The 11,024-nt window shown below is 68.9% G+C and carries 13 protein-coding genes; 2 read left to right on the forward strand and 11 right to left on the reverse strand.

Features of this window, described 5'->3' with window-relative positions; translation table 11 throughout:
• Position 1: 1 nt before the first annotated feature.
• The 9 genes from rsfS to rplU form a co-directional block, all read right to left on the reverse strand.
• A complete protein-coding gene (gene rsfS / locus M3195_RS14685) occupies positions 2-379 on the reverse strand; it encodes a ribosome silencing factor (protein ID WP_251588693.1) in 378 nt (125 codons plus the stop codon).
• Positions 379-1,644, reverse strand: coding sequence for a hypothetical protein (locus tag M3195_RS14690; protein WP_251588694.1), 1,266 nt, complete (start codon positions 1,642-1,644; stop codon positions 379-381). The genes rsfS and M3195_RS14690 overlap by 1 nt, the downstream gene beginning before the upstream one ends.
• Positions 1,641-2,243, reverse strand: a complete 603-nt coding sequence (nadD, locus tag M3195_RS14695) for a nicotinate-nucleotide adenylyltransferase (protein WP_096715584.1) — start codon at positions 2,241-2,243, stop codon at positions 1,641-1,643. Before nadD ends, M3195_RS14690 begins: the two co-directional genes overlap by 4 nt.
• Before the next feature lie 6 nt (positions 2,244-2,249).
• On the reverse strand, positions 2,250-2,474 hold the full coding sequence (locus M3195_RS14700) for a hypothetical protein (RefSeq protein ID WP_096715585.1): 225 nt from the start codon (positions 2,472-2,474) through the stop codon (positions 2,250-2,252).
• 65 nt (positions 2,475-2,539) lie between these two features.
• Complete coding sequence (locus M3195_RS14705; protein WP_251588695.1) at positions 2,540-3,793, reverse strand: glutamate-5-semialdehyde dehydrogenase; 1,254 nt, start codon at positions 3,791-3,793, stop codon at positions 2,540-2,542.
• A 9-nt stretch (positions 3,794-3,802) separates the two neighbouring features.
• A complete protein-coding gene (proB, locus tag M3195_RS14710; protein ID WP_251588696.1) occupies positions 3,803-4,588 on the reverse strand; it encodes a glutamate 5-kinase in 786 nt (261 codons plus the stop codon).
• Positions 4,585-6,084: a GTPase ObgE gene (gene obgE / locus M3195_RS14715; protein ID WP_251588697.1), complete on the reverse strand. Its 1,500-nt coding sequence runs from the start codon at positions 6,082-6,084 to the stop codon at positions 4,585-4,587. The genes proB and obgE overlap by 4 nt, the downstream gene beginning before the upstream one ends.
• Positions 6,085-6,159: 75 nt before the next feature.
• Positions 6,160-6,417 carry a 50S ribosomal protein L27 gene (gene rpmA, locus M3195_RS14720; protein WP_017202370.1) on the reverse strand — a complete coding sequence of 86 codons (258 nt, stop codon included), beginning with the start codon at positions 6,415-6,417 and terminating at the stop codon, positions 6,160-6,162.
• Between the two features lie 18 nt (positions 6,418-6,435).
• The gene (rplU, locus tag M3195_RS14725; protein WP_179297631.1) at positions 6,436-6,744 is read right to left on the reverse strand and encodes a 50S ribosomal protein L21; all 309 of its coding nucleotides are present in this window, start codon (positions 6,742-6,744) and stop codon (positions 6,436-6,438) included.
• A 212-nt stretch (positions 6,745-6,956) separates the two neighbouring features.
• On the opposite strand from rplU, the gene M3195_RS14730 reads away from it, so the two are divergent.
• Positions 6,957-7,226 (forward strand): DUF4031 domain-containing protein, encoded by a 270-nt coding sequence (locus M3195_RS14730; RefSeq protein WP_251588699.1) that lies wholly within the window; start codon positions 6,957-6,959, stop codon positions 7,224-7,226.
• Here M3195_RS14730 and M3195_RS14735 read toward each other — a convergent pair.
• A complete protein-coding gene (locus tag M3195_RS14735; RefSeq protein WP_374209331.1) occupies positions 7,188-9,635 on the reverse strand; it encodes an Rne/Rng family ribonuclease in 2,448 nt (815 codons plus the stop codon). The genes M3195_RS14730 and M3195_RS14735 overlap by 39 nt on opposite strands.
• A gap of 290 nt (positions 9,636-9,925) precedes the next feature.
• Here M3195_RS14735 and M3195_RS14740 point away from each other — a divergent pair, with 290 nt between their 5' ends.
• Entirely contained in the window at positions 9,926-10,543 is a 618-nt protein-coding gene (locus tag M3195_RS14740) for a vitamin K epoxide reductase family protein (protein ID WP_251588700.1), read from the forward strand.
• 63 nt (positions 10,544-10,606) lie between these two features.
• Here M3195_RS14740 and ndk read toward each other — a convergent pair whose 3' ends face one another.
• Positions 10,607-11,023 carry a nucleoside-diphosphate kinase gene (gene ndk / locus M3195_RS14745; RefSeq protein WP_067120383.1) on the reverse strand — a complete coding sequence of 139 codons (417 nt, stop codon included), beginning with the start codon at positions 11,021-11,023 and terminating at the stop codon, positions 10,607-10,609.
• Between the last annotated feature and the right edge of the window lies 1 nt (position 11,024).

An 11,024-nucleotide genomic window follows, 5' to 3' on the forward strand; every position in this document is an offset into this window, starting at 1 on the left:
GTCAGCTGCGGTCGGCGGGCTCGGCCAGCTCGATCGGGATGACCGGGCAGTCCTTCCAGAGGCGCTCGAGCCCGTAATAGACCCGCTCCTCCTGGTGGAAGACGTGCACGATCAGGTCCCCGAAGTCGAGCAGCACCCAGCGTGCCTCCGCGCGACCCTCTCGGCGCACGCGCTTGTGGCCGGCTTCGATCAGACGATCCTCGATCTCGTCGGCGATCGCGGCGACGTTGCGCTCGCTGTTCCCGGTGACGAGCAGGAAGATGTCGACGAGCGGCAGGGGCTCCGACACGTTCAGGGCGACGAGATCCTCGCCGCCCTTCGAGACGGCGGCCTCCGCTGCGATCTGCAGCATCTCTTCGGCGGTTTCAGGTGATTGCATCAGAAGACATTCGTGGTGATGGCGATCACGACGGCGACCCCGACCGCGAGGGCGAGACCACCCGCCACGATCGCGAGGATGATCATGAGCCGGTTGCCCTTCTCGGGCGCCGGCGGCCGGATGACCTCTCCGGCGGGCTTGATGGTGCTGATCGCCGAGCTGGCGGCGATCGGAGTGGGAGAGGATGCCGGGGGCAGCTCCCCGTCGATGAGGACCGCGTCGACGTCTCTGCCGTCCGTGGTTCCGTGCGCGTGCCCCTGCGATCCGAGTCCCCTCGGCAGCTCGTAGGAGCCGGTGACGAGGATCTCGCCCGTGGAGGCGACGGGGCCGGACAGCGAACCCTCGCCGGGTCCGGGGGTGAAGATCAGGGTGTTCGGTGCGCGGTGCGACCCGGTCGAGTCGCCGACCGTGAGGAGCTCGTCGAACGACGGGGCGAACGGCTTCTGGGGCTCGGGCTCACTGCCGAGCACACCGCTGCCGAACGCCGAGTTCACCGTCGGGCGCTCCCCCTCGGGGACCACGACGTCGTCCGCCTCGTCGACGTCCGCGAGCACGTCGTCCTCCGCATGGTCGTCCTCGTCGCTCTCGGGCTGGGCCTCGACCTCGATCCCGAGCGCGGCGACGGCCGCGGCGGGGTCGTCCTCGTCCTGCTCACCGGCCTCGGCGTGATCGACAGAAGCCTCGTCGGGCTCGACCGATGCGGGCACGAGCGGCACGACGCCCACGGAGTCGACGCTCGTGGCTGCGCTGACGGGGAGGACCGTGAGCTCCTCGTCGACCTCGTCATCATCGTCCGACGACGAATCCCGTGCCCCCGACGGTGTGGGCGGCGCGAAGACGGGCACGGCGGTGACGACGGACTCGTCGTCCGAGGACGCCCGGTCGGGGTCGGCAGCGGAAGCCGCGGCATCCTCATCCGTCGTCTCGCCGGCGGATTCGGTCTGCGCTCCGCCGACCTGCTCCCCGTCGACGACCGGAACGGATGCCGTGCGGATGCGCTCGCGCACCTGACGGCGAGTCAGACGCGTCTCGCCGGTGATCTCGCCGTCGGACTCCGTCTGCTCCGGCGACTCCGTCTGCTCCGGCGACTCCGTCGGCTCCGGTGCCGGAGCGGGCTGGGCGGCGCTCGGCTCAGCACTGGCGGGCGACGTCGCAGCGGCCGCGGCCTCGTCGGGCGTGATGACGGGTGTGGAACCCGTGAGTCGGAGCTCCCTCAGCTGCTTTCGTGTCAGCGGGCCCTGCGCGGGCTGATCCGATGTACTCATGCCTTGCTCCGATACAGATGATGCTTCGCGATGTACTGAACGACTCCGTCGGGAACGAGATACCAGACCGGCTCCCCCTCGCGCACCCGCGCGCGGCAGGCGGTCGACGAGATCGACAGCGCAGGCACCTCCAGCTGGCTGACGTCGTCGCTCGGGAGGCCATCGGTGCTCAGGATGTGACCTGGGCGGGAGACCGCGACGAAGTGGGCCAGCTCCCACAGTTCATCATGGTCCCTCCAACTGAGAATTTGCGCCACGGCATCGGCGCCGGTGATGAAGAAGAGCTCGGCGTCCGGCCTCGCCTTCTTGAGGTCTCGCAGGGTGTCGATCGTGTAGGTGGGCCCCTCGCGATCGATGTCGACGCGGCTGACCGTGAACTGCGGATTGGAAGCCGTCGCGATCACTGTCATCAGGTAGCGATGCTCGCTGGGCGTGACGTCCGACTTCTGCCAGGGGTGACCGGTGGGGACGAAGACGACCTCGTCGAGCCCGAAGGAGTGCGCGACCTCGCTCGCGGCGACGAGGTGTCCGTGGTGGATGGGGTCGAACGTTCCACCCATCACACCGATGCGCGCGGGGCGCGAGGTCGTGTCAGTCATACGGGACTAGTGGCCGTGCCCCGCCTCGTGTCCGTCTTTGCCGTGCCTGGCGGCCCAGGCTTCGGCCTTGGCCGAGTGGCGGTTGGCGACGTTCTTGTAAGACAGGGTGACGAGCGCGAGGAACGCGAACACGATCGCGGCGATCACGCCGAAGATGACGGTCTCGAGAGCGACGTTTCCGTGGTGCTCGGTCTCGGCGGCGGCCATCGCGATCTGTGCGACGAGGTTCATCCTTGCTCCGTTTCGTGGCTGGCGGGTGGGCGCTCGAAGCGCCGCAGCGCCACCTAGTCTAGTCCTCAGCCGCGAGTCTGCCCCGCCCCACGCGCCAGCCACTTCGTGCTGGTCAGCTCGGCGAGTCCCATGGGTCCGCGGGTGTGCAGCTTCTGCGTCGAGATGCCGACCTCGGCGCCGAAGCCGAACTCGCCGCCGTCGGTGAAGCGCGTCGACGTGTTCGCCATCACGACTGCGGAGTCCACCTCGGCCAGGAAGCGCTCGGCGTTGCGGGAGTCGGTCGTGACGATCGACTCCGTGTGGCCCGTGCTGTATCGGCGGATGTGCTCGAGCGCGTCGTCGAGCGTATCGACGACCTTGATCGCGATGTCGAGGCTCAGATACTCGGTGGCCCAGTCCTCCTCGGTCGCGGGGATCACGTTCGAGACGAGACCGGCGACGATGTCGTCACCGTGGATCGCCACGCCCTCGCTCTGCAGGGCACTGGCGACCAGAGGCACGAGACGCGGAGCGGCCTGACGATGCACGAGCACGGTCTCCACCGCGTTGCAGACACTCGGGCGCTGCACCTTCGCGTTCACCACGATGTCTCGCGCCCAGTCGTCCGGAGCACTCTCGTCGAGCACGATGTGCACGTTGCCCGCGCCGGTCTCGATCACCGGCACCGTCGACTCCGTGACCACGGTCTCGATGAGTCCTGCACTGCCTCGCGGCACGAGCACGTCGATGAACCCGCGGCCGTGCATGAGCGCCTTCGCGCCCTCGCGACCGAAGTCGTCGACCGTCTGGATCGCCTCGGGCGTGATGCCGGCCTCGCTCAGGGCGTCGCGCATGACCTCGACGAGCACGGTGTTGGAGTCGCGTGCCGCGCTGCCGCCTCGGAGCACCGCAGCATTGCCGGACCGCAGAGCGAGGGCCGCGATATCGACGGTCACGTTCGGGCGAGCCTCGTAGATGGCGCCGACCACGCCGAAGGGCACGCGCACCTGCTCGAGGGCGACGCCGTTCGGCATCCGATGCCCGCCGACGACACGGCCCACCGGGTCGGGGAGCGCGGCGACCTCGCGCACGGCGGCGGCGAGAGCCGAGACGCGCTTCTCGTCGAGGCGCAGGCGGTCGATCAGGGAGTCGCCGATCCCGTCGGCCTGACCGCGCTCGATGTCGCGGGCGTTCGCGGCGATGATCGTCTCGGCGTTCGCTTCCAGGGCCGAGGCGATCGCTTCGAGCGCACGAGCCTTGTCATCGCTGGTCAGCGCGGCGGTGGCGCGGGACGCCTCCTTGGCGCGCTCGAGGCGCACCTGCGGGGTCTGATCGGTCATCCGCCCAGTCTAGGAGAGCGCCGGCTCGAACCAGGTCCCTATTTCCTCGCCGGTCAGTGCCTGTCCGACGAGATCGGCGCTCGTCACGAGCACGCCGATACCGGATGCCGCGGCAAGGCGTGCGGCCGAGACCTTTGTCGCCGCTCCCCCGGTGCCCACGCTGTTGACGACGGTCGATCCGAATTCGAGTCCGGAGAGGTCGGCGTCCGGCGCGACGACGTCGATCGGCTCGGCTCGGGGATCGGACGGCGGGCGCGTGTACAGGGACTCGATGTCACTCAGCAGCACCAGCGCATCGGCCTGAGTGAGCTGCGCCACCAGCGCGCCGAGCCTGTCGTTGTCGCCGAACCTGATCTCCTGCGTTGCGACCGTGTCGTTCTCGTTCACGATGGGCAGGATGCGGAGACCGAGCAGACGCTCCATCGCACGACGGGCGTTGCTGCGCGAGGTGGGGTTCTCGAGGTCGCCCGTGGTGAGCAGCACCTGGCCGGCGACGATGTCGAAAGGACGAAGCGCCTCCTGGTACCGGTACACGAGGATGTTCTGCCCCACGGCGGCGGCCGCCTGCTGTGTCGCGAGGTCGGTCGGCCTGGCGTCGAGACGCAGGAAGGGGATGCCGGTGGCGATCGCGCCCGAGGAGACGAGGATGACCTCTGCGCCGCGGGCGTGCGCGGCTGCGAGTGCCTCGACCAGCACCGGGATGCGCCAGGACGCCTCACCGCTGATCGACGACGAGCCGACCTTCACGACGATCCGCGCGGCGGTCGCCAGATCCGCCCTGGTGCGAGCTGTCACGCGTCATCCTCGCGCGTCGCGAGACGGCGTTCCTCCGCCTCCGCTCTCGCGACGGCCCTGGCATCCATCCGCTCGTAGTACTGCTCGCGGCGCTCCGAGGTCGTGCGACGGCCGTTCGGGGCGAGACGCGGGTCGGTGCCGCGCGGCGCCGTCATGAGCTCGGCGGCCGACGACATGGTCGGCTCCCAATCGAAGACGATGCTGTCGCCCTCGCCGATGACCACGGTCGAGCCCTGCACCGCACCGAGGCGGAAGAGCTCGTCCTCGACGCCGAGCTTCTCGAGACGATCGGCGAGGTAGCCGACGGCCTCCTCGTTCTGGAAGTCGGTCTGCTGCACCCAGCGCACCGGCTTCTCGCCGATGATGCGGTACACGTTGCCGTAGGTGCCGCCCTCCACGCGGATCGTGAAGTCCTTCTGCGATCCCTTGGGCTTGATCACGACGCGCTCGCGGACCGGAGCGGCAGCGGCCTGATCGGCACGGTGCTGCTCGACGATCTCGCCGAGCGCGAAGGTCAGCGGACGCAGCCCCTCGTGCGAGACCGTGGAGATCTCGAAGACGCGGAACCCGCGGGCCTCGAGGTCGGGACGCACGAGGTCGGCGAGATCGCGCGCCTCGGGGACGTCGACCTTGTTCAGGGCGACGAGCTGCGGCCGCTCGAGGAGCGGCGTCTGCCCCTCGGGGACCTCGTAGGCCGCCAGCTCGGCGAGGATGACGTCCAGGTCGGAGATCGGGTCGCGGCCCGGCTCGAGCGTCGCGCAGTCGAGGACGTGGAGGAGTGCGGAGCACCGCTCGACGTGGCGGAGGAACTCCAGACCCAGGCCGCGGCCCTCGCTCGCTCCCTCGATGAGACCGGGGACGTCGGCGACGGTGTAGCGGAAGTCGCCCTGCTGCACGACGCCGAGGTTGGGGTGCAGCGTGGTGAAGGGGTAGTCGGCGATCTTCGGCCGTGCGGCGGAGATCGCGCCGATCAGGCTCGACTTGCCGGCGGACGGGTAGCCGACGAGTGCGACGTCGGCGACCGTCTTGAGCTCGAGGACCACATCGCCCTCTTGCCCCGGCGTGCCGAGGAGGGCGAAGCCTGGAGCCTTGCGCTTCGGAGTCGCGAGAGCCGCGTTGCCGAGACCGCCCTGACCGCCCTGAGCCACGACGAAGCGCTCCCCCGGCTCGATCATGTCGATCAGCACGTCGCCGGCGGAGTTCTTCACCACGGTGCCGACGGGCACGGGAAGCACCAGGTCCTCGCCCATGAACCCCGCGCGGTGGTCGCCCATGCCGGGGCCGCCGTTGCCGGAGCTGCGGTGCGGAGAGTGGTGGTACGAGAGCAGCGTGCCCGTCTGCGGGTCGGCGACGAGCACGATGTCGCCGCCGTCGCCGCCGTTGCCGCCGTCGGGTCCGCCGAGCGGCTTGAACTTCTCGCGGTGGACGGAGACACAGCCGTTGCCGCCCTTGCCCGCCCGCAGATGCAGCGTCACGGTGTCGACGAAGGTGACCATGTCTCTCTCCCTGAAAAAGCGAATCGGGGCGGGCCGAAGCCCGCCCCGATTCGGATGTCTACTGTCGTGCTGTGATCACTCAGCAGCGGCGACGATGTTGACGACCTTGCGGCCGCCCTTCGCGCCGAACTCGACCGCGCCGGCGGCCAGAGCGAACAGCGTGTCGTCGCCACCGCGGCCGACGTTCACGCCGGGGTGGAAGTGGGTGCCGCGCTGACGGACGATGATCTCGCCGGCGAGGACCTGCTGACCGCCGAAGCGCTTGACGCCCAGTCGCTGTGCGTTGGAGTCACGACCGTTGCGGGTGGAGCTTGCGCCCTTTTTGTGTGCCATGTCCTGGTCTCCTCGGTCTTACTTGATGCCGGTGATCTTGACGCGCGTGAGCTCCTGGCGGTGGCCCTGACGCTTCTTGTAGCCGGTCTTGTTCTTGTACTTCTGGATGACGATCTTCGGACCGCGGAGGTTGCCGAGCACCTCAGCCGTGACCTTGACCTTCGCGAGCTGGTCGGCGTCGGTGGTCACCGTGGCGCCGTCGACGAGCAGCACGGCGGCCAGCTCGATCTTCTCGCCCTGAGCAGCCTGAACACGGTCGAGCTGAACGATCGTGCCGACCTCGACCTTCTCCTGCCGCCCACCGGCGCGCACTACTGCGTAAACCACTTCATACCTGTTTCGTTGGGGAGCGCGGGGCTCCGAGAATCTCACGGGAAGACTGTTGCTTGCATGCGTCGCGGGGCGACGGGTGCGGCTGCAAGACTCTCCGCTCCGACCGTCGAGGACGACGCGGCATGCGCACCAAGGGACTACTTTACCGGATGCCGGACACTGTGGCAAAACGCCGTGGGCTGCGTGTCCGGCTCTAGGCTGGCGGGATGACCATCCTCGTCGACGACCCCGTCTGGCCCGCCCACGGACGACTGTGGGCGCACCTGGTCAGCGACGAGAGCCTCGACGAGCTGCACGCCTTCGCGCGCGCCCAGGAGCTCCCCGGCCGGGCCTTCGACCTCGACCACTACGACGTCCCGGAGGACGCACTGCCACGGCTCATCGCCGCCGGCGCTCAGCACGTCGGCGGCAAGGAGCTCGTCACACGGCTGATCGCGTCAGGACTCCGCGTCCGAGGACGCGACCGGACCCGCTGAGTCGGAGTTCACCGAGACGGGGGTGCCGGTGAGCGCGGCGGTCGTCACGCGGCGGCGTCCCCGACCCTGCCCCGGCGCCTTCGGCTCCGGGAGGGCATCGAGCACCGAGTCGAGCAGCTGCTCGGCCGGCGACTTCGGGCCCTTGCGCTCCGCGCCGCGCTTCTTGCGGGGCTTCTTGGGACGCTCCTGCGGCGCGGCAGGCGCGGCGTCGGGCGCGACCTCGGCCGGCGCGTCCGCGACGGTGTCGGCTGCAGGGGCACGCGTCGACGCGGCGATCTGCGCGAGCGCCGACTTGGCGCCCTCGGGGATGCTGTGCGTCGTCGCGGGCGCAGGGTTCTGACCCTGCCCGTTGCCGTTCCGCTGCCGACGGTTGTTCGACGACGTGCTGCCGTTGCCGTTTCCGTTGCCGTTCGAGCGGTGCTTGACGACGGGGTCGTGGTGCACGATGACACCGCGGCCGGCGCACACCTCGCACGCCTCGCTGAACGTCTCGAGCAGGCCGAGACCGAGCTTCTTGCGCGTCATCTGCACGAGTCCGAGCGAGGTGACCTCGGCGACCTGGTGCTTCGTCCGGTCGCGGCTGAGGCACTCGATGAGCCGACGCAGCACGAGGTCGCGGTTCGACTCGAGCACCATGTCGATGAAGTCGACGACGATGATGCCGCCGATGTCGCGCAGACGAAGCTGGCGGACGATCTCCTCGGCGGCCTCGAGGTTGTTCTTCGTGACGGTCTCCTCGAGGTTCCCACCCGACCCGACGAACTTGCCCGTGTTCACGTCGACGACGGTCATGGCCTCGGTGCGGTCGATCACGAGCGAGCCACCGGACGGCAGCCAGACCTTGCGGTCGAGTGCCTTCTCGATCTGCTCGGTGATGCGGAACGCGTCGAACGGGTCGACCTCGTCCTCGTAGGTCTCGACGCGCTCGAGCAGGTCGGGCGCGACGCTCTCGAGGTACGCGCGGATCGTGCGCTGCGCGTCCTCACCCTGGATCAGCATCTTCGTGAAGTCCTCGTTGAAGACATCACGGACGATCTTGACCAGGAGGTCGGGCTCGGCGTGCAGGAGCGCGGGCGCCTGCTGGCTCTCGACCTGCTTGCGAATGTGCTCCCACTGCGTGGTGAGGCGCTGCACGTCGCGGGTCAACTGCTCCTCCGTGGCGCCTTCGGCCGCCGTACGGACGATGACGCCGGAGGACTCGGGCAGCACCTCCTTGAGGATGCGCTTGAGGCGGGCGCGCTCGTTGTCGGGGAGCTTGCGGCTGATGCCGTTCATGGATCCGCCCGGCACGTACACGAGGTAGCGTCCGGGGAGCGAGATCTGGCTGGTGAGGCGGGCACCCTTGTGCCCGACCGGGTCCTTGGTGACCTGCACGAGGACGCGGTCGCCCGCCTTGAGCGCCAGTTCGATGCGACGCGGCTGGTTGCCGGTCTCGACGCCGTCCCAGTCGACCTCGCCCGAGTAGAGCACGGCGTTGCGGCCGCGGCCGATGTCGACGAAGGCGGCCTCCATGCTCGGCAGGACGTTCTGCACACGACCGAGGTAGACGTTGCCGATCAGCGACGCGTCCTGGTTACGGGCGACGTAGTGCTCGACGAGCACGCCGTCTTCGAGGACGCCGATCTGGGTGCGGCCGTTCTTGGCGCGCACGACCATCTTGCGGTCGACGGACTCGCGACGTGCGAGGAACTCGGCCTCGGTGACCACCGGACGACGACGGCCCGCATCGCGGCCGTCACGACGGCGCTGCTTCTTGGCCTCGAGACGGGTCGATCCCTTGATCGCCTTCGGCTCGGTGATGTACTCGACGACGCGCTGGCGCGGCTGACGGGGCTCGTCGCGCTGGTCGCCCTCGTCCGAGCCGCCGCGGCGGCGGCGACCGCGCCGACCCGAAGACGACTCGTCGCCGTCGCGGTCGAGATCGCGCTCGAATCCGCGGTCGCGTCCTGGCCGCGCCGGAAGCGGCACGATCTCGGGAGCGTAGAAGTGCAAGCGCGTCGAGACCTGGGATACGAAGACCTCGGGGAGCAGTCCCAGCGAGACAGCCGTCACCGGGGCAGGCTTCGCCGGCTCCTCGGGCTCGGACGTCTCCGGCTCGGCGGCCGGATCCTGCTCTGCAGATGGAGCCTCTTCGGCAGCGGGGGCCTCCTCCACGGCGGGAGCTTCGTCGGCCGCAGGAGCCTCTTCAGCGGCAGGAGTCTCTTCAGCCGTAGGAGCCTCGGTAAGAGCTTCTTCCGCAGCAGTTTCAGCGGCGGCGGTCGCGGCATCCATCTCGATGACCGTGTCCTCGGCGGGCGTCTCCTCCGCGGGCGACTCCTCGGGAGTCTCCGCGATCACTGCGGCTGATGCGTCAGCATCCGCAGGGAAGTCGAGGGTAGGGGCGTCATGTTCATTGTTCTCGTCGGCCATCTCTGGCGTACTCCTCGCGCGGTGCACCGGGTGCTCCGCGAATTCTCATGCGGCACCGGGGTGCCGCGAACTCATTCGGTGTGCGACCGGCTCTGGGCTCTGGTCGCGAGGGGCATACGGCCCCGAAGTCTGCGTCGATGCGTGCTACGACGAGGTCGAGCGGTGCATCACAGGCCATTATCGCACCAAGTGGCCGCGAACGCGGCATCGACGGCTTCACCCGCTCCGGAGTTCGATATTCTCCGGTCGCCTCACGCCCGATCCATAGCGACCGCTGTGATAATCCACATATGAGCGAGCAGCGCACCCGCCCCGTCGTCTACGCCGTCTGGCTGATCATCGCGAGCGTCGTCGGCTGGTTCGCCGCCTTCCAGCTCACGATCGACAAGTTCATCCAGCTGGAGAATCCCGACGCGGAACTCAGCTGCAACGTCAGCGTGATGATCCAGTGCGGAAAGAACCTCGGATCCTGGCAGGGAGAGATCTTCGGATTCCCCAATCCCCTGATCGGCCTGAGCCTCTGGATCGCTCCCCTGGTCGTCGGCGTCGCGATCCTCGCCGGTGCCCGATTCCCCCGGTGGTTCTGGGCCGCGTTCGGCGTCGGGGTCACGTTCGCCTTCGGCCTGGTCTGCTGGCTGATCTGGCAGAGCCTCTACGCCCCCAACCTCGGCGTGCTGTGCCCCTGGTGCATGCTGACCTGGTCGGTCACCATCCCGACGTTCTTCGCCACGATGGTGCACCTCACCCGGAACGGCACCTTCACGAGCAACGAGAAGGTCAAGGCGCGCGCCAACAGCCTCATGGCCTGGGTGCCGCTCGCGACCATCCTGGCTTTCGCGATCATCATCCTGCTCGCTCAGCTGCGCGGTCTCGACCTCCTCGGCGAGGTCATCGGCATGATCCTCTGATCCACCGCCGACACGACGAAGCCCGCCGCACCTCGGGTGCGGCGGGCTTCGTCGTGCAACGACTCAGTCGAACCAGATGCCGAGCTCACGGGCTGCGGACTCCGGGCTGTCGGAGCCGTGCACGAGGTTCTGCTGCACCTTGAGGCCCCAGTCGCGTCCGAAGTCGCCGCGGATCGTCCCGGGGGCTGCGGTGGTCGGGTCGGTCGTACCTGCGAGCGAACGGAAGCCCTCGATCACCCGATTCCCGGCGAGGCGGATCGCGACGGACGGGCCGGAGAGCATGAACTCGAGCAGCGGCTCGTAGAACGGCTTGCCCTCGTGCTCGGCGTAGTGGGCGGCAAGGAGGTCGCGGTCGGGCTCGACGAGGCGGATGTCGACGAGCGCGTAGCCCTTCGCTTCGATACGCGCCAGGATCGCCCCGGTGAGTCCGCGGGCGACGCCGTCGGGCTTGACGAGGACGAGGGTTTCTTCGGTGGCCATG

This window comes from Microbacterium hydrocarbonoxydans (assembly GCF_023715885.1).
Taxonomy (GTDB): Bacteria; Actinomycetota; Actinomycetes; order Actinomycetales; family Microbacteriaceae; genus Microbacterium; species Microbacterium hydrocarbonoxydans_C.

Bases quoted from the DNA above. Each gene is read 5' to 3' on its own strand.
- rsfS (WP_251588693.1), bottom strand. From the start codon at position 379: ATGCAATCACCTGAAACCGCCGAAGAGATGCTGCAGATCGCAGCGGAG.
- M3195_RS14690 (WP_251588694.1), bottom strand. From the start codon at position 1,644: ATGAGTACATCGGATCAGCCCGCGCAGGGCCCGCTGACACGAAAGCAG.
- nadD (WP_096715584.1), bottom strand. From the start codon at position 2,243: ATGACTGACACGACCTCGCGCCCCGCGCGCATCGGTGTGATGGGTGGA.
- M3195_RS14700 (WP_096715585.1), bottom strand. From the start codon at position 2,474: ATGAACCTCGTCGCACAGATCGCGATGGCCGCCGCCGAGACCGAGCAC.
- M3195_RS14705 (WP_251588695.1), bottom strand. From the start codon at position 3,793: ATGACCGATCAGACCCCGCAGGTGCGCCTCGAGCGCGCCAAGGAGGCG.
- obgE (WP_251588697.1), bottom strand. From the start codon at position 6,084: ATGGTCACCTTCGTCGACACCGTGACGCTGCATCTGCGGGCGGGCAAG.
- rpmA (WP_017202370.1), bottom strand. From the start codon at position 6,417: ATGGCACACAAAAAGGGCGCAAGCTCCACCCGCAACGGTCGTGACTCC.
- M3195_RS14730 (WP_251588699.1), top strand. From the start codon at position 6,957: ATGACCATCCTCGTCGACGACCCCGTCTGGCCCGCCCACGGACGACTG.
- M3195_RS14735 (WP_374209331.1), bottom strand. From the start codon at position 9,635: ATGGCCGACGAGAACAATGAACATGACGCCCCTACCCTCGACTTCCCT.
- M3195_RS14740 (WP_251588700.1), top strand. From the start codon at position 9,926: ATGAGCGAGCAGCGCACCCGCCCCGTCGTCTACGCCGTCTGGCTGATC.
- ndk (WP_067120383.1), bottom strand. From the start codon at position 11,023: ATGGCCACCGAAGAAACCCTCGTCCTCGTCAAGCCCGACGGCGTCGCC.